Origin of the sequence: Myxococcus sp. CA056 (assembly GCF_013336715.1) — a bacterium.
Classification (GTDB): domain Bacteria; phylum Myxococcota; class Myxococcia; order Myxococcales; family Myxococcaceae; genus Myxococcus; species Myxococcus llanfairpwllgwyngyllgogerychwyrndrobwllllantysiliogogogochensis.
Genome location: NZ_JABUMT010000007.1, coordinates 271,270 through 293,335, shown reverse-complemented (window position 1 = coordinate 293,335; position 22,066 = coordinate 271,270). Strand labels below are relative to the sequence as shown.

Genomic DNA, 22,066 nt, shown 5'->3' with positions numbered 1-22,066 from the left:
AAGCCATGGCACAGCTACAAGCGGATGAGATTCTCTACATTCCCCATCGAAGGCGACTCACGCACGACCGGATCGACGCGGGGAATGGCCAGCAGGTCCTGCACCTCTTCTATGGCGAGGTGGAGCTCATCTTCGACGAGCCGGACATCGCGCCCGTGGGCGAGAAGCTGCTCCAGGTCGAGCAATTTCAAGCCTCCGACGCCATGGCGTGGTCGGACGGCGCGCCCCATTCCTGGGACACGATGCGGGACCTGCTCGAGGCATTGATCGAACAGGGGGTGTTGAAGCGGGTCTCGGATGCGCCCACGGGCCGCACCTCGGTGTCCTACCCTGAGCGGTTGGGTGAGGTGCCAGCCGGGCGTGAGCCGCTCACGTTCAGCGCCCACGACAATCGTTGCCCCGTGCTGACCGAACAGGCGTACGGACGGGCGTTGGAGCTGTCGAACCTCGAGGTGGTCGTACCGGTCTACCGCGTGGCGCATCCGGCGGTCGACGGTGACGGCCGGCAAGTGGGCGAGAACAACGTCGGACCGCGCACCTTGTTCCTCGATCTCCCCACCGTGCGCAAGCAGTGCCACTACGCGGGGAGCCGGTACCAGAACGAACTCCCGATGAACGTGACCGCGATGAAGGCCATGGCGCGTCAGTGGCCGGACCTGCTCTCGCTGACCGAGCAGTTCCGCAAGGCCTTCTTCGCGCGCATGCCGCCCCGGACCCCGGGCGTGCTCACCGCGGGCGAACTCCACATGATGGTCGTCTGCACGCTCGCGTCGGTCGGGTACGTGATGGTGCGGGGCACCCAGCCGGTGCCGAATGGAGAGCTCGACAGCGGGCTCGCGGCCATGTTCCGGCTGATCGACGGAGTTCGCCTGGTCACCAACGACCTGGTGCGCGACGCCCCTGAGCAGCCCGTCACCGTGCAAACGATCGTGGACTATGCCGAGCGTCACGCGGTCTTCAATGGTCCGCACGGCGTGTGCGCCGGGCCGCCGGCGCTGATCAATGAATACATGCAGGTGTTGACCGGCGCGGCCCCGGCACCCATTGATGCCCAGCCCGACATCGCGGCGCGCCTCGGAGATCTCGACGCCGCGATCGATTACGGCCTGCTCGGGCAGCGCGTCGAAGCGGTGGTCCGCTTCCTCGGAGCGAGCCAGGGGCTGCTCCACGAACGGCTCCGGGCGGCGTTCGCCGGACACCTCCCGCGCACCGCGCTGCAAGAGTTCGTGGAGGCGCCGATCGATGTCGCGCGTTACCCGTTGCTCCGGGACGATTTCCCACTCGCGGAGACCTACCAGCGCGAGATCAAGCTCAGCCGCTGGTTGTTCGCGCGCATCGGCGAGGCGTTCCCCGGCACGCCACAGGGCACCTCGCTGGACGAGCTGGCGAAGCTGGATCCCGCCGAGCAGGACACGAGCCGGCGGCGACTTGCCGAGCTCTTCGCACACGGGCTGCCGCAAGAGGCGGTCGTGGCGGAGCCCATCCGCGGCGAGCTCGCCAGCGTCACTGCCAGCGCGTTCGCCCTCGAGCGCCGGTGCCTGCGCGTCGTCGAGCGCGAGCAAGCGATGCTGAACCAGCGGCTCCGGCGCCCGGATTCCCCCCTGACCGGCATGGACCTGGCTGTGTTCACGCGGCCGCGCAATGGCCCCCCGTTGGCGGAGACCCTCGCGCGCGGCCTGGGCGTCTCGGTCACCAGCGACTCTGCTTCGACCGTGCTGGGCTACGGTGGGAGCAGCCTCACGTTGAAGGACTAGAGGGTTCGATGCATCCAGAGCTTGTCCGCCGCTTCCACGAACCGATTCGCGATGAGGCCGCGCGCCGGTATGGCCTGTCCCCCGAGCAGCTCACCGAGCTCCAGGCCTTCGAGAACTTCGTCTACGAGGCGGAGAACGACGACGGCGAAGGCCTTATCTTGCGCATCTCGCACAGTACGCGGCGAACGATTGACTACACGCTGGGGGAGGTCGAGTTCGTTCGCTATCTGGCCGCCGCGCGCATTCCAATCGCCTCGCCGATCCTCTCCGATTCGGGGCAGTTCGTGGAGCGGATCGAAGACCGCGAGCCCGGCAGCTACTTCGTCGTCACCGCGTTCGAGCGCGCGCCGGGCGTCGTCTTCGACGACGCGCCTCCACTCAAGGAGCGCTACTGGAAGCCCCCCCTGTTCCGCGACATGGGCCGGCTGTTCGCGCGGCTCCACAACCGCGCCGAGACCTACGCGCCTTCGAGCCCCAGGCTCAAGCGCCAGGAATGGCATGAGTACGACGTGGTCGACATCGACCGGTTCGCGCCTCCCGAGGAGACGCTCGTTCGCGAGCGCACCGCGGCGATCATCGCGCGATTGAACCGGCTCCCGCGAACACCGGAGAGCTACGGGCTGATCCACGCCGATCTCCACATGCACAACTTCTGCTTCGCCGAAGGGAAGATCACCGCGTTCGACTTCGACAACTGCGAGTACGCGTGGTTCGTCAAGGACATCGCGGTCCTCCTCTTCTACATCGCGCGAGGCGAGGCTCGAGAGGCGCGTGACGAAGCGGTCGCCGCGTTCCTGGGGCCATTCCTCGAAGGATATCGGGAGCTCCGACGGATGGATCGCGAGTGGCTCGCGGCCGTGCCGGACCTGCTCGCGCTCCAGCGCTCGATGAATTACGCGCTGTTCCACCAGTATCGCGACCCGGCCGTGCTCGACGAGAGCACGCTCGACCGATGGGGGCGGTTCCGGCGCGACATCGAAGCGGACACACCCGTCCTGCAGATTGATTTCAGCGCATATTGATTTCAGCGCATAACGAGCACTTCTCCAGCCTGCTGTGGAAGAAGGACCTGGCCCACCAGCTCGCCATCTGGCAGGGCGGCAATCACGACTGGCCCGTGTGGCGGGAGATGATTCAGCAGTACCTGCCCTGGTAGGCACCGGGCCTTGGAGCCCGCTCAGGCCTTGAGCGGGCGCAGCGTGCCGGCGCTCACGCGGTGGAAGCGCCAGAGCAGCGCGAAGGCCACCGCGATGAGCCCCGCGCACAGGCCCCACCAGATGCCCACCACACCCAGCCCCAGCTTGAAGCCCAGCAGTCACGTGAGCGGCAGGCCGATGGCGTAGTGCCCCACCATGTTGGCCAGGAGGGTGAAGCGGGTGTCTCCCGCGCCGCGCAGCACGCCCGCGCCCACGCGCATAAGAGGGAAGGGGGCGCTGTTGAGGGGGAGGGAGGGTGCAGAGGGGCGGAGGAGGGCCGCAGACGGGGCTGCCCGAGAGATGCACCCGGCCGGTGGACAGGCCGCGCTCCCATCAGGTGCGTGGCAGGAGCCTGGGCCTGTTGGCAAGTATCTCCCTCGAAAACCAGCGTGCATGACCAGAGCTGGGGACTGCCTTCGTAGACACCTTGCCGGCCCGAGTGGGTACGGCGGAAGCAATCAGAAGGTCCCCTCATGTCAGGAGAAAATTCCGTGCGTGTCACATCCTCCTTCTCCATCATCACCCGCTGGCTCATCCTGGGGTTGAGTCTCTTCGGAGCGAAGGCCTTCGCGGGCTACGTCTCCGCGCCGGATGGCTACATCCTGCTCGGCATCGAGACCTCGAATCGCTACTACGTGGCGGGCGGAGCGCGCTTCTTCATCCCTCCCGCGCAGCACAGCCTCTACTCGGGACGTTCGACGGTGGCCCTGCCCCAGGCCACCATCGACTCGTACACGCAGGTCCCCATGGACGGCACCCTCTTCCGTCAGATTGGGACCACGCCCATCTACGTCGTCGTGGGTCAGCGGCCCTGGTGGATTCCCAACCCCACGGAGCTGGATGTCTGGGATGACTGGAAGGAAGTCCACAACATCCCGAACAGCAACTGGAGCGACCCCTTCATCGACTACACCTACGCCATGAGCCTGCTGGTCCAGGAGCGCACCACGAGCCAGATCTATCTGTGGGTCGCCGGTGCCAAGTACCTGCTCACCGACCCTGCGGACATCGCCTACTTCGGTGGCTACAGCAGCGTGAAGACGGTGCCTCTGGGCACGATGGCGAGCGTCCCGAACGAGCCGTGGTGCGGCGCCGTGCTGCGTGAGCGCTCCAACTCCACCGTGTACGCGGTGGGCTTCATCAACAGCAGCACCCCCGGCCTGCGCAAGCACGCCACGACCCATCCGACGCACGGGGTGGTTCCGGATGGGGCGCTCTCCGCGTTCCCCACCATGTCCGTCAGCTCCCTGTCCTGCATCTGGTAGAGGAGTGCTCTCGCGGGAGGGCCTGTCTCACGGGCCCTCTCGCGGTTCGGGTGACGTTCGGCGCCGGAGACGTGCAGACAGCTGCCGCTTTTCAAGCAGCTTCGACATTCCGGCCAGGGTCCACCACGACTTCTACCCCGGCAATGCCTCCGGTGAGCGTCAAGGTAGATGTCGCGTGAGAGGGTTCAGCCGATGCGCTTCATCTCCTGCACGGACAGGGTGAGGCTGGGCGAGGGGCCCAGGCGGACGGAGCCCGCGGGAGTCCAGTTGCGCGTGACGCGGCTCCAGCGCTCCGGGTGACGGAATTGGGCGAGCAGGTACACCCGGTGGCGTCGAGCCAGCAGCGAGGCCTCGCGACCGAAGTGCCTGTCGTCGGGCGTGACGAAGCGGATGGCGGAGTGAAGGTGCTCGGTGTTGTACCAAGCCACGAAGCGCGTCACCCAGCAGCACGCGGCCTCGACGGAGGCAAAGGGCCGCCGGGGGAAGCTGGGGCGGTACTTCAGCGTGCGGAAGAGGGCCTCGGAGAAGGCATTGTCGTCCGAGACGCGGGGCCGGCTGAAGGACGGGGTGACGCCCAGCCATTGCAAGGTGGCCAGCAGAGTGGCGCCCTTCATGGGGCCGCCATTGTCCGCATGCAGCACCAGCCCCTTGGGGCAGCCCGCCTCCTGCCAGCAGCGGTGGATGAGAGACGCTGCATGCTCGGACGACTCCTCCTCGTGCACCGCGAAGCCCATGATGCGCCGGCTGAAGACGTCCACTACCAGGTACAGGTAGAGGAAGGCGCCCTTCACCGGGCCCTTCAGGTAGGTGATATCCCAACTCCAGACCTGGTTCGGCCCGGTGGCGGTGTGCTCGGCCCGAGGCCTGGGCGTGGGGGCCCTGGCATGGCCACGGTGGGCCAGTTGCCCCGCTTCGCGCAGTACCCGGTAGAAACTCGCTTCGCTGGCGACGTACTCGCCCCGGTCCGCCAGCCTGGGGACAATCTGCTTGCGCGAGGCGTCCCGGAACTCCGCGCTGTTGGCCACCGCCAGGATTCGGCGCCGCGCCGCCTCCGACAGCCTGTTGGCCGGACGGGTATGCGGTCCGCACCGCCGGTCCTCGGCCGTGGCTGGCTTCCTCCAGCGTTGAATCGTGCGCGGGGCTACCCCGAGCCGCTCGCAGATGGCCTCCAGGCGCACGCCTCTCTCCAAGGCCTCGTCGACGTGGGCGAGCGTCATTTCTCGCTCTTCTCGTCCGCTGCGTCGTCCTCGTCGCCGAGTGCCTGTCGTCCCACCCCATCGCCTGAAGTTTTTTTTCGAGCACCAACAGCGCCGCCGTCTCCGCCAGTGCCTTCTCCTTGCGGTGCAGCTCCCGCTCGAGCTCCTTCACCCGCTTCTCGGCGGCGGCCAGCCGCTTGCGCTCCTTGGCCGGCAGCGGCTCGCTCGCCGTGCCGGAGAGCGCCCCCGCAGCCGCCTGCTGCCACTCCCGCAGCTGCGCTTCATGCAGCCCCTCTCCACGCAGCAACGCCCCCAACTCCTCCCCTTTGAGTTCCTGGGCAGCCGCCAGCACGCGCAGCGTCTCCTCGGGCGTCCACTTCTTGGGCCCAGCGGGCGGGGCGGGCTTCTTCTCGTCGGACGGGGGCATCATGGCCGCTACCCTATTCGCCGCGCGCAACCACTGCGACAACGTCGGTTGGGACACTCCCACCTGCCGGGCCAGTGTCGAGGCATTCACCGCACTCGGGCCCATCATCCGCTTCACCATCTGCGCCTTGAATGCGTCTGTGTACGGCACTGCAACCGCCTGCGCTCGTCCCCATCGGGTGGTCAGCTCGGCAACTCAGCCGAGGCGACTTCTTCCCTGACACAGGGGGATATCGTGAACGGGAAACCGATTCGCGTCCCATCAATTCTTCTCGCCACTTCCCGCCCAACAATGGCCGAAAGCAAAGAGACAAGAAAACCGCACAAGCGTTCAGCATAGGTCCCAAGAAACCCTCTGGCGACAACTCCTCCGCAGCGTCAGCATTGCATAACGGGCTACCCTGCTCCGGACCAACCATCAACAACATGGCGCCTCACAGAGGCTCACCGAGGACTCCCGACATGACTATCACGGCGCCTTCTGCCTCGGCTATCACTCCTACCCCTCAGACCTCAACCACACCCCAACAAAACGCACTCACCCCCTCTCTTCCAGACACGCTAACTAACGCCATAAAGCAAGCCCTGGAAGAACTCCCAACGCATTTGACTTGGTCATCATCAACCTCGACAACACATGAGGTCCTCCAGGTCGTCGGATGGGGAAAGAACACAAAGGCCATCGATGCGGTTGCCACCTATTTCGTTGGCCTACTAGTCAGCTCAATAACCCGAGCACTCCAAATACGAGCCCAAGTCCAGGACACCCTAGAAGACAAGCTAGAAATACTCAAGAGTGTAGAGAGTCTCGCAGGCTCCCCGAGCGTCCCCCTCAGCCCCAAACAAAAGACCGATGAGCGAAATCCCTGGATGGCCGAATGCCTTTGGCACCTATGCCTCAATCTTTCATCCAAGCTCCCCGCCCTACATCCGCATGGACAAGTCGTCGCCCTCGATTTTCCGCACATCGCAGCAAAAGATCACGGCTTCGATGTCATAGCCCTGTACCTAAAGGGCAACACGCTAGGTATCTCCATAGTCGAATCAAAGGCATATGAAAACAACCCTAATGGAGCAATAAGCGATGCCGTTGAATTCTATAGAAGCGTCGACCAGGGCACGCACGACGTGCGCCTCAGGCAAACAGTTTCAGCCTTTCGCGAGAGCATTCCCGCAAACCTCCAGGGGATTCTGTCGGCATCGCTCTGGAAGAACATACGCACTTATCTGCCGAACCCCCACTACAACAACACTGCTGCAGTCGACTGGACAAACCAAAGACACTCATTCAAGACGCTTAAAGTTGGCAAGAGTCAAATTCTAATCATGCCACACGAAACAAGTGGCTTCTCGACATTCTTCGATGCCATCGGTGCATCAATGTGGCAGTTCGCCCAGAGCCTTTGACATGTTCGACAAACACGCACAAGCACTAATCGAAGACCTCCCTAGAATAGAGACGCTCGATCCAGCAGACTGCAGGCGAGCCCTGTCTCGAGCCTATCTCTTTATCATCAACAATCAAATATCCACGCATTCCTCTCCCCAGGAATCCGCGGAACGGCTTGCCGTTCGGGAACAATTACGACAACTGGCGAACACGTTGGAGAGCGCAGCCGTATTCGACAATCAGCGAGAACGAAGGATTGCGTCAAGAGCAACTCAGGCGGCTGCCTTTGTCGCAGCCGAAGCTCTCTCCCTTCTTGCAAAGCTCGTCTCATTCGACGTTACGCCATCACGACCTATCGACCCCATACAGGACGAGCGCGCCTACACGCTCATCGAAAGCGCTTTGCTTTTCATAATTGGCGGGTACGATATCAATGCCTCGGCAGTTGTTCGAGAGTTCAGCGAACCGCTATCGGCGACTGAGAATACGCCTGCAGGACAGCGAATCCAAAGCGGCCAGAAACTTTGGCAACGAATTAAGGCCCTCTGTGAAGGTAGGATTACTCAATTCTCGGACCAAAACACTTCCGATCGCAGCACTGAGACGAACTCGCTGGCTGACACCATAGATGCAACACGGACATCTTTGTATGTAGCCATATCTAGGGCGCTTGATAAGTATTTCGATTGGCTTCGAGGCGGAGACGCATTTCTGCTTGAGGTTGCAATAATCGAGCTCGAAAAGATTCGAAACCTCTCCGTTTCCGCACGAGACGTAAACCTCTCACTCATTACCCATGAATTTTCCGACACTTATCACCTTGCGACATTGCTATTGACGGCCCTTCGTGAAGGGTGCGCTCGTTCACTGACGCATGGCGTACCGCCTCCGATTAGTGATTCCTCTATCTTTGGTCAACAATTCAAAACTTACATTAATGCGCGTGCTGTTGGGACAAGCACTCTGCGAGGCCGACCATTTCTCTGGCCATCCGCTGTCGAATATATTCAGGAGTGCCTTCCTGGCCCACATAGAGATGCCGTCATCTCGATGCCAACTGGTAGCGGAAAAAGCTTCTTGGCCGAACTTGCTACGGTTCACGCTCTTGCTCGTGGCTGGGTGCTGTACTTAACCCCAACGAATGCACTTGCTCATCAAGTAAGAAGAGATCTAAAGGCTGCCCTCCGCCCATTCGCAGGAGTCGCAGTTTCGGCATTCCTTGGCGGCGCAGAGTATACATCTCTCGCAGACGAAGAGATTAGCACCAATTCTTTCATTGCAGTCATGACGCCCGAGAAATGCGCATTGGCACTGCGCCTTCATCCTGAGAAGTTCCGCCACTGCGCTCTTTGTGTCTTCGACGAATGCCACCTGCTAAATGATCCGCACCGGGGAGTGATTGCTGACATTCTCATTGCTCAACTTCTCGCCACAGCACCAAGTATGCGCCTGCTTCTAATGTCGGCCATGCTCAGCAATGCCGACGAACTAGCGGCATGGCTATCCGCTGCGCGTAATGCCGAGGAGGCAAATGCTCTATCCTCGCGCATTCGCTGGCGACCATCTCGTGCCGCCAGAGGATTCATCTTCGTAGAAAAAAAGCCTCTAAGAGATGCCTTAGCCTCCCGAAAGGACGCGTTGACTAGTCCTCCCTCCACATCCAAGGCGATTAGTTTCTCCGACAAAATTCCTCTCGGATGGATTGCAAGTCTGTCCGGTCCATGGACTCTCGATGGGGTAGGGGACTACAGGACTTCATCTCTCCCTCTGAGCGCAAAGCTCGTCCAGAAACGTTCAAAGAAAGGAGAAATCACCCGAGAGTTTGAGAGCTGGAAAAATCAGACGGGACTAAACATCGCGGAGACACTCGCCTCTCGAGGGATTCCCGCCATCAACTTCATTTTATCAAGCCGCCATCATGCGTTTGGGAGCGCCGAGCGCGTTACGACAGTCATCCCCGGGGCGGTCGGCAACACTCCGTTCCCAGATCTAATTGAAGCCCTACTGTCCGTCGCAGACGCTGAGTTGGGTGTGGACACATACCTGCGCGACACTCTTCGAAAAGGCATTGCCGTCCATACTAGCGCCATGCTCCAAGTAGAGCAGACGGCAACCGAGCAAATGTTTGCGACCGGGCATGCGAAATTAATGATTGCGACGGGCACGCTAGCCCAAGGGCTGAATCTGCCGGCAATCGCTGTGGTGATTTCGGGAAGCCAACTGGCTGGACAGTTTTACGACGACGATATTGACATCTCTGCTGGGCTCACACGGGCGAATGAGTTGATTCTCAATGGGTTCGGCCGCGCAGGCCGCCCCGGCTTTGCCAATCAAGGCGTTGTCATCTTGGTGAGCGACAGTCCACTTGCGGTAAGCACGGCAGAGGAAGACGGGGCGTATATTCTAACAAAATACCCTGTCTTAGGAGAGCCAGATGCATCTATCGCAGTTCGAAGCCCCGTCGAGCGATTTTTAGACGAACTCATGACCTCAAGCGATCTCGAAACAGCTTCTGGATTCGAGCTCACTCTCACTTCATTAATCTCAACAGAAAACTCTAACGGCGACAATGCCGGAGCAATCTTGCAAAGGACGTTCGGAGGGTTTCGCCAAAGAGCCCATTTCACTCAAGAACGCGCAGTGCTAGCTCAACAGCGGCTCAACGACGTTAAAGAGCGATTTCTTCTTCGCCCAGGCGTTCCTGTTTGGATGCCTCTGGCCGCAATGCGCGCTGGTGTTGACTTCTTCAGAGCGCAGCGCATGTGGGAGGCTTATCAGGCCCATGGCCTTCCCACGATTGAGAAACTCCAGTCCTTGAGCGTCGTTGACTGCTTTAATCTGCTAATCGAAGTCCTCAGTGCAATGCCTCCAAATCGAATTGATGAGTATCTCGACGAAAAGAAGACTAAGACGCCAAGGACTGTGCTCAATGATATGGCGAAGAAGTTGCCTGCAGTCGACTCAGTCCCCTGGCCTCGTCCGTCTGAATGGGTAAATGCATGGAAGGCCCTAGGCAACGTAGTGGCGGCCTATATGGCAGGAGAGCCATTTACTCAAATCGGTGCTCGCCTGTTTGAATGTTCTCCGGCTGAATTCACCTCCAAGCGCAACAATGGGGCAAAGGGGATTCCTGCTGTCTTTAAATTCATTGGCGACATTGTCGACCGAGCAATGTCGAGGGATGCTGGTTGCTTTCTTGCGATCAACGAATGCTGGCTAGCCTACAGCTTCCCGGGTAACACTGCGCCGGAGACGCTTCAGGCATTACCTCTGTGCATCAAAAATGGAGCAAATGCGCTGGACGTACTCGCTTGGTTTCGCTTCGGATATCGACAAAGAACGTGCGCACATCTATTGGCCAACGAATTCCCCCTAGAACCAGGAAGCACTACCGATGAGTTAAGGGCAGCGTCCGTTAGGCGGCTTCGTCGCCAATGGCTGGCCTCAACAACTTCCAGCCCTCCGCAGTTGACCGACCATGCCAGGACAATCATTCTCGAGGCAGACGAAACTCCAGGGTAAGGAGAGACTCGTGACTCTCGATCAAATTGGAGGGTAAACGAGCACGAGGGCGGTGAGCGTCAAGGTGGAAGTCGCGTGAGAGGGTTCAGTCGATGCGCTTCAACTCCTGCACGGCCGGGATGAGGTTGGCGCATAAGAGGGAAGGGGGCGCTGTTGAGGGGGAGGGAGGGTGCAGAGGGGCCGAGGAGGGCCGCAGAGGGGGCCGCCCGAGCGATGCTCCCGGCCGGTCAGACAGGCCGCTTGAGCTCCCTTGGGGCACACGCCTGCCCAGGCCGCGCACCCATCAGGTACGTGGCAGAAGCCTGGGCCTGTTGGCTGTCTTGAGGCTCAACACCACAAGGCCTGGGGTGGCCCTCGTGCCGGGGCCAACCTCGCACATGCCGTGGGCAAGCCCAGGTGCTCCAGAATCGCCCGTACCCCGGGGGGGCCCTTCACGTGCGCCAAGACCCTTGAGCCTGCCTCCACACCTCACGCAGTGGGCGTGACGCCGGGCCCCACGAAGGGCACCGGGGATGCACGGCCGGGCAGGTGCTTGCCGCCTGTGCAGCCGAGCACTCCACCCCGTGTAGCGGGCTGCACACCCGGCGGGGGCGCTGGGCGGCGGCCGGGCCCATCTCCTCGGAAGGAGGGGGCTTCCCGGCTGGCCCTGTTGGTGCATTGCTGAAACTCCATGTGCCGGGAACGCGCCGCCCCCCCTTTTGACGGCCTTCGCGCCGGTCAGCCCAGCGAGCACACCCGCTGGCTGGCGGAGCCCGATGAGCCCGCGCTGCGCGAGCTGCTCCACGCGCGCTACGCCGGGAGCTACTCCTACCGCTTCCTCCATGAGCCTGGAGGGGCCTCGCGGCTCTGGAGGGCCGGCGCGCTGCTCAGCCTGGGGGAGTTCGACGCCCAGGGCACGCTCCTCTGGCACACGGGGCTGTGGTGCAAGCCGGGGCGGGACTCCCTGGACTCGGGGCTCTCCTTGGCCCTGCCCATCCGGCGCACCGCCATGGACCGCTCCGAGCACGAGCGGCTGTGGAGTCACCTCCTGGAGCTGCTCAAGGCGCGCGTGGGCTTCCTGCACCAGCAGACGTCCACGCTGCACCTCATGGCGCAGCGCTACGCGTCGCGCTTCATGCGGGCCGTGCCGGTGGGCCTCATCGTCGACTACACCGAGGGGGAGAGGCTGGTGGGGGTGGAGGGCTCGGGCCTGCCAATGCAGGCGCTGGCGATGACGACGGTGCTTGCTCCGCTGCCTCCGCGTCGGCGCTTCCTGCCCGCGGGGCCGTGGGGGGAGTGGCTCGCGTCCATCCTCGCCGCTTCGGGCCTGCCGGGGACGGTGGAGCTGACGCCGCTTGCGCGCCGCCCTCGCGCTGGGGGCCTCGTGCCGCGCCCGCTCGACTGGAACGAGTCCCTGCGGCTCGAACGGCGGGAACTCGTGGGGCCCGCCGGGGAAGGGCAGGGGGCCACGGCGCTCCCGTCCTCGCGGGCGCGCGTGGACCTCGTCCACCTGTCCATGGGCGAGCCCCAGCGGGTGGCCGAGGCCACGCCCGTGCTCCTCGCGGCGGGCTACCTGCCGACGGGCCTCCGCCCGCGCCTGGACGCGCCCGACGACATCGTCTTCCAGCACCTGCCGGCGCCGGAGCGGGCGCGCGAGGCGGTGGGGCGGGCGCGGGTGGACGGCGAGGCGGCCCGGGCCCTGTGGAGCGGATGGGTGGAGCGATGCGCGCGAACTTCGTAGACACGCTCCTCGCGCGGCTGGACGGCGAGGTGGCCACCATCTGGGCCACGGTGCTGCTGCGCATCGACGCGCGGCCCGACGTGGCGCGGCTGCGCGGGGCCTTGCGCGCCCTGGTGCGCGAGAGCGAGCGCCTCAACGTGGCCTGGGACGACGCGCGCGGTGCGTGGGTGCCCGCGCCGCGCACGGACGAGGCGGTGGACGCGGCCCTGCTGGAAGGCGCCGAGCCGCTGGACGAGCCCGAGGCGGTGACGCGGGTCATCAACACCCGGGTGGACCTCGCGAGGGACGTGCCGCTGCGGCTGCACCTCCACCCCCTGGCCGATGGCGCGCCGGGCCCGTGGCTGCTCGCCATCCAGCTCCACCACGCGATTGGGGACGCCAAGGCGCTCGCCCACCTGCTGGAGCGGCTCTGGCTGCACTGCGCGGGGCGCGCGTCGGAGTCGCCCCCGCTGGGCCCCTCGACGCTGACGGATGGCAAGGTGCTGCTCGCGGCGCTGCGCGGGCCGGGCCGGGTGCTGGGCCTCGCGAGCCCCCGCCGCCGGCTCCTCGCGCAGCGGGGCCTGGGCCTGCGCCGCAGTGGAGACACCGCGGGCCGCTCGTTGATGGCGACGGCGCGCCTGACACTCCCGGCTGGCCGCACGGACGTCCAGGCCTCGGAGGTCTTCTTCGCCGCGCTGCTGGCGGGCGTCGCGCTGCGCGAGCCCACGAAGGACGGGCTCATCCGCCTGCGGGTGCCGGTGGACCTGCGGCGCATGCTGGGGCTGGGGCGGATGCTGGGCAACGGCTGCTCGACGGTGCCGCTGGAGTTTCCCCTGCGGGAGGTCCGCGCCCGGCTGAAGGACGCGCCCGCCCTGGCGGCGCTGGTGCGCGAGGCGCTGCGGCGCGTGCTCGACGAGGGCGTGCACTGGACGACGGCGCTGGAGTGCATGGCGGTGGCGCGGCTCGCCCCGGGGCCCGTGCTGCGGCGCAACGCGCGCCCCGGGCTGGTGGCCGAGCCCCGCACCAACACGCTGGTGGCGACCTACCTGGGGCGGCTCGACAAGCACTTCGTGGACGCGCCCTTCCGCATCCACTCCCTGCGCAGCCACACGGCCACCTGGGGCGCGACGGGCCTGGGCTTTGGCGACACGCTCAACATCAACACGGCGACGTTCGAGGGACTGTGGACCCGGGGCGAGCTGCGCGACTTCACCGAGCAACTCGCGGGCTGGGCCTCCTCGGGCTTCGGGCTTCCGGCGGAGGTGGTAAACCCATGAAGGGGCTTCGCGACGCGCCCGCGCTCTACCTGGGCTTCATCTCGCTGCACCTGCTGCTGGGGCACCTGGGCGCAAGCCTCGTCTACCGCCTGCGCTTCGGCCGCAGCCCGCTGGCCTACCGGAGCACCGGGGCCGACTCCGCCCACACGCGCCTCACGCGGCGCATCAGCGGCGCCTCGCTGGTGTGGGCGGGCTCGGTGGTGGCGGCGGCGCTCTGGCCGCGCTGGTCCGAGCTGCCCTGGGGCCGGCCCCTGCTGGCCCTTCCGCCGGAGGTGGGCTGGGCGCTGGGCGTGCTCGGGCTGGTGGGCATGCTGGCGGCGCAGTACGGCATGGGCGCGACGTTCCGCATCGGCGTGGACGCGGGGGAGGCCCCGCCCGTGCTGCACGAGAGAGGACTCCACCGCTCCTCGCGCAACCCCATCTACGTCTTCTCCTACCTGTACCTCGTGGGCGCCTCGCTCTGGGCTCCGTCGCTGGTGACGCTCGGGGCGTGCGCGGTGCTGGGGGGGCTGTTCCACGGGCTGGTGCTCCAGGAGGAGCGCTACCTCTCCGCCCGCCTCGGCGACGCCTACGCGCGCTACCGCCAGCGCGTCCCCCGCTACCTCTAAAGGCCCCATGCAGCCCGCCCTCGCCCCCGTCTCAACTTCACCCGCAGCCCCCGCCGGGCCGGGCCCCTCCCGCGACGAGCTGGTGGAGTTCTTGCGCATCCGCCCCGCGCGGGCCCTGGGCATGGCGGCCCTCCACCTGGGCGTGTGGGGGCTGGCCGGCGTGGGGCTCGCGCATGTCAGCGGCTTCTGGCTGAAGCTGCCCCTGTGGCTGCTGGCGGCCCAGGCCGTCATGGGGCTCATCCAGCTCGACCACGACGCGTGGCACGACACCCTCTTCACGAGGCCCTGGCAGAACCGCCTCTTCGGCAACGGGCTCAGCCTGCTCGTGGGCATCGCTTACGAGCCGATGCGGCACGACCACCTCGCGCACCACCGCTGGAACCGCACCGAGAAGGACCCTGACGCCTACAACGCGGGCCGCCGCTCGCCCGGGCTGTGGGCGCTCTTCTACGCCACCGTGCTGCTGGGCCTGCCGCTCAGCCTCGTCTACTTCAACGTCCTCTACCCGGTGCAGCACTTCGACGCCGCCCGCCTGCGCCGCCATGCGCTGGTGCTGCTCGGCTACGGGGCCTTCTACGCGCTGCTCTTCTGGCTCCTGGCGGGCCACGGGCTCCTCGGGGGCGCGGTGGAGTGCTGGCTGCTGCCGGTGCTCTTCGCCAGCCCCCTCAACGGGCTCAAGTCCATCTCCGACCACCACGCCAACGTCTGGCGCGGCGACCGCTTCCACACCGCGACGACGGTGCGCGGCACCCGGCTCGTCACCTTCCTGTGGAACGGCCTCAACCACCACCTGGACCACCACCTCTACCCGCGGGTGCCCGGCTACAACCTCGCGCGGCTGCACGCGCGCCTGCGCCCGGAGCTGCTCGCGCGCGGGGCCCCCCTCTTCGACAGCTACCTCCACGTCATGTGGCGGGCCCTCCTGGCCGGCCCCATGGTGGTGGAGGAGGACGTGCGACTCGTCACCCTGGAGCGAAAGCGCCCATGAACGCCCTGCGCCGGCTGTACGCGGACATCCGCTACGAGGACGGCCGCTGGCCGCTGTCCCGGTGGGACCTCAACCTGCGCTACCTCACCAAGAGCCTCCTGCACCTGCCGGAGCCGCGCTCGGCCGAAACCGGGGAGCACTTCTCGCGAGTCGCCCGGCACCTCGCCTCGGGGAGCTGGCGGCACGCGGGCGCGCCGGAGCTCCGGGTGAGCGCCGTGGGCGACATGATGTGGATTCGCAGCGGCTTCCACCGCGCCCTGTCTCCCGGCGTCCGGGAGGTGATGGCGGGGGACGCGGTGGCCTTCACGAATCTAGAGACGCCGGTGGACCCGGCGCGGCCCGTGCCCCGGCTCGTCTACGAGACGCTCCACTACAACGCCCCGCCGGACTACCTCGCGGCCTGGGAGGGCACGGCGCGCCACCGCGTCTTCTCCCTCTGCAACAACCACGCGCTCGACCAGGGCGCCGAAGGGCTCAAGCGGACCCGGGGGACGGTGCTGGCCTCCTCCCAGCACCGCTGCGTGGGAGGCCCCCGGCCGGAGGACGCGGTGGCCGCCCTGGAGGTGGACGGGGTGCGGATGGGCATCGCCGCCGTGACGTATGACATCAACCACCTGGTGGGGGCGCCGCCCGCCGGGGTGCCGGTGACGCGGCTGGGCAGCCCCCTCCACGCGCCGGACTGGGGGCGGCTGGGCGCGCTCATCGACGCCGCTCGCGCGGTGGGGCCGGACCTGGTGGTGCTGATGCCGCACTGGGGCTTCGAGTACGAGTACTGGCCCGAGGCCCTCCAGCGCGAGCACGCCTGGCGGCTCATCGAGCGCGGGGCGGACCTCGTCCTGGGCTCCTCGCCGCATGTCCTCCAGCCGGTGGAGTGGGTGTCCATCGACGGCGCGGACGCCACCTGCCCCACGCAGGTGCGACGGGGCGGGCCCGCGCGGATGGGGCTCATCGCGTACTCGCTGGGCAACTTCCTGAGCATCATGCCCACGCTGGCGTGCCAGACGGGGGCCGTGCTGAAGCTCGCGCTCGCCCGGGACGCGCGCGGCGTGCTCCAGCCGGTGGATTTGCGCGCGGTGCCCACCGCCTGTGGACGGGGGCTCGGTGGGGAGGGGTTCCTCGACGCGGGCGTGGTGCGCCTGGACGAGCTGCCCCGCGAGCGGGCGGCGCCGCACCTCGCGCATGCCCGGCGGACGTTGGGCGCGCTGCTTTCGGACCGGAGGGACTGAGGATGTCGTCGATTGAGGAGCAGTTGGAGGCGCTCACCGTCGGGATGGCGCGGCAGGTCGCGAGCTGGCTGCCGGCGGTGACGCCAGAGCGCTACGTGGCGTTCCTCGACATGATGTACCACTACACGCGGCGCAGCGGAGACCGGCTGCGGCTCGCGGCCGAGCGCGCCACGCTCCCCGAGCTGAAGGCCTTCTTCGCGGAGCTGGCGGAGGACGAGCAGTCGCACTACCTGCTGGCCAAGGCGGACCTCGCGGCCTTCGGGCGCGAGCCCTCGTCCGACACGCCTCGCGAGGTGGCCGACTTCCACGCCTTCTGGGAGGGAATCGGGCCGGAGCGGCAGCTCGCCTTCCTGGGCGCGTTGCGCGTGCTGGAGGGCGTGGCGGGGCACCTGGGAGGCGAGGCCCGCCAGGGGCTGGGGCGGCTCGGGCTGGAGCGGACGAAGGCGCGCTTCATCCTCGTCCACCTCGACGTGGACCTGGAGCACGGCGCGCGGGCCCAGGCGCTCTGCGCGGCGCTGGGGGCCGGGCACCCGGAGCCGCTGCTCGAAGGGGCCCGGCGGGCCGCCGACTTCTGGGTGGCCATCCACCGCGCGGCGCTGGCCGGCGAGGCGCGGCCCTGAGCGGGCGCCTCAGCGTACGGAGAGGGCGACAGCGTCCCTCTCCGTCTGAACCTCACGTACCTGCGTCACGACCGTCGGTGTCCAAGAAGTTCACGAATCCTGTCCCACGTTCGCGGATCGTGCTTTTCACGAGGTGGCAGTTTGGCGAGCGCGGTTTCGTTGTACTCATCAACCGCCCGCGGATCCGCCCCCTCCGCCATCAAAAGCTCGATGATGGGAACGTTGAACTTACGAGCGGCCATGCCGAGCGGCGTCAATCCGCGAAGTCCTCCCCACTCGTCCATCGTTCGTCCAGCACCATGGCGCAGGAGCAGCGCCGTGAGCTCCGGATGTTCATGTTCTACGGCCAGTTGCAAAGGTGACTCATGCGTTGATCTGCGGACGTTCGGATCCGCGCCTGCTTCGAGAAGCACCCGTGCGACCTCCAGCTCCGGAGGTTCCATGGCGCTGAGGAGCGGCGTCTCGTGATGATGGGCATCCCATTCGTTGACGTCCGCACCGTGCTCGATCAACAGCTTGATGAAGTCAATCGTTCCCCCAACGCCCATCTGGCCGATGGCGACATGCAGGGGTCGCCAGCCATCTTCCCTGGGCAGGTTGGGGTCTGCACCGCGAACCAGCAGCGCACGAACACGCTCCAGATCATGCTGGACGATGGCCTCGAACAATTCGGATGACAGCATTCGGGTTGGCAATGCTCGCCTGGGTGGCGGAAAGGGACTCGTGCATCGACGGGCGGTTTTGTAACGACTCTCCTCCGCGCTGTCGACACCCTCCTTGTTGGGGCACCACCTCCGGCCCCTGTGCCCCCTGCCTCGATGCGGCCGAGGGGCTCGACGGGGCACCCGCCTGCCCAGGCCGCGCCCCCATCAGGTGTGTGGCGGGAGCCTGGGCCTGTTGGCACCTCTTGAGCCTCAACGAGGGCGATCGTCTCCCAATCGCCGCTACCGCCGCCCTGGCGGGCCGCATCATGGGGTCCTTCATTGGGTTTGAGCTGTCTCATGCCGCCAATAGCGCGACACCAGCGCCGTCGGATGTCAGCGTGCTTCCGTCGGTGGCGGTGTCTCAGGGTGGAATGGCGTTGGGGCTGGGGGGGCCGCTTCTGAGCTCCTGACCTGACGAGCCGCCGCTCGTGATTCAACGCGGCACCGAGCTGTCCTCCAGGCTCGGGCCGTGGTGCGGTGCGTCGACCTGGTGTGTGTGGATGTCGCCGTTGGCAGGTGGGACGGAGGCGTCACCTGAGATGCGGAACAGAGGACCTGGACGACCTGCTATCCTTTGAGGCGCTTCAGCCGTGAGCGAGTTGGAAGCCGCTGTCATACCAACCTGGGAGGGGACGATGCTCTGTTCCGCGAAGAAGGCTGTTCAGGTATTGCTTGCCGTTGTCACGGGGGCGGCTGTGTCGTTCGGAGCCACGCTGGCGGTCGCAGCGCCCGCGGAGCCGCTGTCCTATTGTTCTGGCAATTGCGTCAATGAGTGCATCGAGGCGGGCTTCGCCTATGGTCGATGCTCTGGCGATGTCTGCGTTTGCTTCCCCTTCTCCTGAGCCTCCGGGCAGCGCCTCGCGCGGATGTGCAGGGTACCGCGGTGCGAAGCCGGGATGACTCGCGTGCGGTTGCTCGCCCTGCTCTCGAATCCCAGTCGGGGGGAGGAGGTCAGGGCGTCGACGCGGCGGGCTGCGCTCCGCGGGTACGGAAGGAGGCGCCGTCATGGGAGGCAGGGACCTCCTCTGGACATGTGGATGGCGACCTTGCCGCGGGCGTGTCCCTCCTCGAGGTACGCGAGGGCCTGGGGCAGCTCCTCGAACGGGTAGGTGCGGTCGATGACGGAGCGCACGGAGCCGTCGGCCAGGCGGTCGCGCAGGTACTCCAGGTCGTCCAGGTTGCTCTTCATCGTCAGGTAGCCCAGGCGCTTGCGACTACCGAGCGAGCGCAGCGGCCCGAGCAGGAGCGCCGCCGCCATCTGCTTTCCCGCTCCGCCCGTCATCACGTAGCGGCCGCCGGGCGCGAGCGCGCGCGCGTAGGCGCTCAGCGGGTGGTAGCCGTTGGCCGCGAGGATGACGTCGTAGCGCTGGCCGCCGCGCGTGAAGTCCTCCTTCGAGTAGTCGATGACCTCGTCGGCTCCGAGCGAGCGGGCCAGCTCCTGGTTGCGGGCGCTGCACACCGCCGTCACCTTCGCGCCCAGCGCCTTGGCGAGCTGCACGGCGAAGGTCCCCACGCCTCCCGAGGCGCCATTCACCAGCACGGACTCGCCCGCCTGGAGGCGACCCTCGCGACGCAGCCCCTGCAGCGCCGTCACGCCGGCCAGCGGCGCCGCGGCGGCCTCTTCGAAGCCGAGGCTCGCGGGCTTCGAGGCGAGGACTCCCTCGGGCGCGCAGACGTACTCCGCGAAGGCGCCCCAGTTGCTGCTGCCCAGCTCGCCCATCACTTCATCGCCGGCCTTGAAGCGCGTGACGCCGGGACCCGCGGCCTCGACCACGCCGGCCAGGTCGCAGCCGAGCACGTTGTACCGGGGCTTGAAGAGTCCGACCGCGAGCCTCGCGAGGAAGGGGTCGGCGCGCAGGATGTGCCAGTCGGCCGCGTTGAGCGCGCAGGCCCGCACGCGCACGAGGACCTGGCCTGCGCCCGGCGTGGGGACGGGGCGCTCCTCGCACTTCAGGACCTGGGGTGAGCCGTACTCGTAGAAGGTGATGGCGCGCATCAAGGGATGGCTCCAGCGGTAGGGGGCGGAGGAGGGCCGCGGACGGGGCCGCGGGTGCTGGCGGAGCAGGGAAACAGGACTCAGGACACCTGCACCATGATGGGTACGGCCGGCCTGCCGCTACCGAAGCGAGGCGGCCAGTGCCTGGGGCTCCTCCTCCGGCGACGCAGCGGCGGCGGCGGCGGGAAGCACCGTGGTCCCCTCGTATTGCACCGACTTGGGATAGGGAAGTTCCAGGCCGTTGGCGTTGAAGGCGTCGAACAACAGCCGGTTGAGCAGTCGCTTCACGTCGAAGTGCGTCCCTGGCTGCACCTTGGCTTCAATGCGAATGGTCATCCAGCTCTCGTCCATGCTCTCGATACCCAACAGCTTGGGCATCTCGGACACCTTGCCTGCCGACAGCATGGGCACCTGCTCGCAGACCTTTCCAATCACATCCAGCACCTTCTTCAAGTCGCACTCATAGGCCACGGCCATGTCCACGACCGCCAGCGTCCAGCCGCGACTATAATTGATGACATTCTTGACTTCGCCATTGCGGAGGATGTGAAGGCGCCCGAAGCGATCGCGAATGCGGGTGATACGAGGCGTTATCTCCTCCACCACGCCCTCGGTATCGTTGATGCGGATGTAGTCGCCGTTCAAGATCTGGTCCTCGAAGAGCAGGAAGATGCCGTTGACCATGTCCGTGACGATGGCCTGTGAGCCCAGACCCACGGTGAGACCGACGATGCCGGCGCCAGCGAGGATGGGGGTGGGGTCCACACCCAGGTCGCTGAGCACCATCATCCCCACCAGGAAATAGACCAGGTACGTGGAGGCTCTCTGGATGAGCGCGACGAAGGTGTTGCGCCGCCGGGCCTTGTCATCCAGGTCGAGACCGTCCACCTTGAAGGCGCGGGCGATGAGCAGCCGGACGAACTCCACGACGACGCTGGCGGCGAAGAACAGGGCGATGACGCGGATGAGCACCGGCCCGTACGGAGCAAAGGACTCCAGGCCCTGGAACCGACGGATGATGAGGGTCGCCACCGAGATATAGACGATGGCCTCCAGGCTCCGCTGCCCCACCGGTAGCAGCCGGCTGAGGGCCATGAAGTACTCCTCGTACTTCGTGGCCGTGCTCTTCGTCCGCCAGGACTCGACCAGCCGAACCGACATCAGGTGCAGCAAGGACACCGCCAGGCGCCCACCGCTGATGCACAGCAACACGAAGACGGTGGTGCCAACGAGCCATTCGAGCGCGGCCGGGGGTTGCAGCGAGGTGACCGCCATGCCCACCGCGAAGTAGGCCAGCACCAGCTTGATGAAGCCGGGCCCCTGCTCCATCGCCTTCTGGGAATGTGCCTTCGGCTCCGGGCTCAGTTGCCACTCGTTCATCCTGCGCTCGAGCCGCATCAGGAGCTGGCGTGCCGCCCGATCCAACACCAGGTAGGCCGTCAGCAAGAGCACCAGCAGGCCCGCTCCGCGCCCCAGGGCCGCCAGCCCCTCCACCGTCACCCCCGCCAGCAAGGCATTGAAGGAGGGCTCCAGATCCTTCTTCGCCCACAGGGAGAAGCCCAGCACGGCGATGCCGATGATGACCACCACGAAGGACAGGAGGGCGGCGCTCAGCCGGGCGCGCTTGCGAAGAGCGTCCGCCATCTGCTCCAGCGCCTTCACACCCATCAGCCGGATGCCCTGGTACAGCAGCGCACTGGAGGCCACGAGCACGGCCCAGAGGACGAGCAGCAACAATGCCACGCTCAGTCCGACGAGCCATGCGTTGTTCAACTCGACCGTATCCGCAAGTCGGAAGATTTCCATGCGCTGGGGCATAGCACACCAGCGAACACGTCGCGCCCCGCGCCCGAGGTGGAACAGAGGCTTGCCAGGCAGGAAAGGCCGCGAGCCTTTCGCCGTGGTTCCCATCCAGTGCGGGCAAGGCAACCGTGGAGCCCGAGACAGCGGCTGGGAGGGAGTCGATGAAGGGGCAGACGCCGTGAGCGCATAAGAGAAAGGGGGCGCAGTCCCCTATGACCGCGGTTCGTGTGGCGACGGAGTCTGCGGCTACAACGAGGAGATCTTCTCCTGCCCGGCGGACTGCGACATCTGCGGCAATGGGATTTGTGGTCCCACCGAGACTCCATACGACCGCGGCGCGGACCGCGGATGGCTCCCGCCGGGTACGAACGCACATCGCGATGCCCAGCGCGGCGA

General features: G+C 66.0%; 15 protein-coding genes and 2 pseudogenes. 12 read left to right on the top strand and 5 right to left on the bottom strand.

Features of this window, described 5'->3' with window-relative positions:
* Nucleotides 1–5 precede the first annotated feature (5 nt).
* From HUA76_RS27640 to HUA76_RS27630, 3 genes are read left to right on the top strand one after another with little or no spacing between them, the layout of a single operon-like run.
* Nucleotides 6–1,754, top strand: coding sequence for a hypothetical protein (locus HUA76_RS27640; protein WP_174462526.1), 1,749 nt, complete (start codon nt 6–8; stop codon nt 1,752–1,754).
* An 8-nt stretch (nt 1,755–1,762) separates the two neighbouring features.
* Nucleotides 1,763–2,776, top strand: coding sequence for a phosphotransferase enzyme family protein (locus HUA76_RS27635; RefSeq protein ID WP_174462525.1), 1,014 nt, complete (start codon nt 1,763–1,765; stop codon nt 2,774–2,776).
* Nucleotides 2,773–2,910 (top strand): hypothetical protein, encoded by a 138-nt coding sequence (locus HUA76_RS27630; protein WP_254614511.1) that lies wholly within the window; start codon nt 2,773–2,775, stop codon nt 2,908–2,910. The genes HUA76_RS27635 and HUA76_RS27630 overlap by 4 nt, the downstream gene beginning before the upstream one ends.
* 21 nt (nt 2,911–2,931) lie before the next feature.
* Here HUA76_RS27630 and HUA76_RS27625 read toward each other — a convergent pair.
* Nucleotides 2,932–3,165, bottom strand: a pseudogene (locus HUA76_RS27625) (MATE family efflux transporter); the annotation flags it as partial.
* A 276-nt stretch (nt 3,166–3,441) separates the two neighbouring features.
* Between HUA76_RS27625 and HUA76_RS27620 the strand changes: the two are divergent.
* Nucleotides 3,442–4,215 (top strand): hypothetical protein, encoded by a 774-nt coding sequence (locus HUA76_RS27620; RefSeq protein WP_371823530.1) that lies wholly within the window; start codon nt 3,442–3,444, stop codon nt 4,213–4,215.
* 185 nt (nt 4,216–4,400) lie between these two features.
* Here HUA76_RS27620 and HUA76_RS27615 read toward each other — a convergent pair.
* Nucleotides 4,401–5,988: pseudogene (locus tag HUA76_RS27615) on the bottom strand (IS3 family transposase).
* 311 nt (nt 5,989–6,299) lie between these two features.
* On the opposite strand from HUA76_RS27615, the gene HUA76_RS27610 reads away from it, so the two are divergent.
* The 8 genes from HUA76_RS27610 to HUA76_RS27575 all read left to right on the top strand — a co-directional run bounded on the left by HUA76_RS27610 (nt 6,300) and on the right by HUA76_RS27575 (nt 17,167).
* Nucleotides 6,300–7,244, top strand: coding sequence for a hypothetical protein (locus HUA76_RS27610; RefSeq protein WP_174462523.1), 945 nt, complete (start codon nt 6,300–6,302; stop codon nt 7,242–7,244).
* A 1-nt stretch (nt 7,245) separates the two neighbouring features.
* Entirely contained in the window at nt 7,246–10,749 is a 3,504-nt protein-coding gene (locus tag HUA76_RS27605; protein WP_174462522.1) for a DEAD/DEAH box helicase, read from the top strand.
* Nucleotides 10,750–11,419: 670 nt separating this feature from the next.
* Entirely contained in the window at nt 11,420–12,469 is a 1,050-nt protein-coding gene (locus HUA76_RS27600) for a hypothetical protein (RefSeq protein WP_174462521.1), read from the top strand.
* On the top strand, nt 12,451–13,725 hold the full coding sequence (locus HUA76_RS27595) for a hypothetical protein (RefSeq protein WP_174462520.1): 1,275 nt from the start codon (nt 12,451–12,453) through the stop codon (nt 13,723–13,725). The genes HUA76_RS27600 and HUA76_RS27595 overlap by 19 nt, the downstream gene beginning before the upstream one ends.
* Entirely contained in the window at nt 13,722–14,333 is a 612-nt protein-coding gene (locus HUA76_RS27590; RefSeq protein ID WP_174462519.1) for an isoprenylcysteine carboxylmethyltransferase family protein, read from the top strand. The genes HUA76_RS27595 and HUA76_RS27590 overlap by 4 nt, the downstream gene beginning before the upstream one ends.
* A 7-nt stretch (nt 14,334–14,340) precedes the next feature.
* Entirely contained in the window at nt 14,341–15,321 is a 981-nt protein-coding gene (locus tag HUA76_RS27585) for a fatty acid desaturase (protein WP_174462518.1), read from the top strand.
* Nucleotides 15,318–16,547, top strand: a complete 1,230-nt coding sequence (locus HUA76_RS27580) for a CapA family protein (RefSeq protein ID WP_174462517.1) — start codon at nt 15,318–15,320, stop codon at nt 16,545–16,547. Before HUA76_RS27585 ends, HUA76_RS27580 begins: the two co-directional genes overlap by 4 nt.
* A 2-nt stretch (nt 16,548–16,549) precedes the next feature.
* Nucleotides 16,550–17,167 carry an iron-containing redox enzyme family protein gene (locus HUA76_RS27575; protein ID WP_174462516.1) on the top strand — a complete coding sequence of 206 codons (618 nt, stop codon included), beginning with the start codon at nt 16,550–16,552 and terminating at the stop codon, nt 17,165–17,167.
* Nucleotides 17,168–17,232: 65 nt separating this feature from the next.
* Here the strand turns inward: HUA76_RS27575 and HUA76_RS27570 are convergent, their stop codons facing one another.
* The 3 genes from HUA76_RS27570 to HUA76_RS27560 form a co-directional block, all read right to left on the bottom strand.
* Entirely contained in the window at nt 17,233–17,850 is a 618-nt protein-coding gene (locus tag HUA76_RS27570; RefSeq protein WP_174462515.1) for an ankyrin repeat domain-containing protein, read from the bottom strand.
* A gap of 1,024 nt (nt 17,851–18,874) precedes the next feature.
* Complete coding sequence (locus tag HUA76_RS27565) at nt 18,875–19,867, bottom strand: NAD(P)-dependent alcohol dehydrogenase (RefSeq protein ID WP_174462566.1); 993 nt, start codon at nt 19,865–19,867, stop codon at nt 18,875–18,877.
* A 120-nt stretch (nt 19,868–19,987) separates the two neighbouring features.
* On the bottom strand, nt 19,988–21,673 hold the full coding sequence (locus HUA76_RS27560; protein ID WP_174462514.1) for a mechanosensitive ion channel family protein: 1,686 nt from the start codon (nt 21,671–21,673) through the stop codon (nt 19,988–19,990).
* Nucleotides 21,674–22,066: the final 393 nt, after the last annotated feature.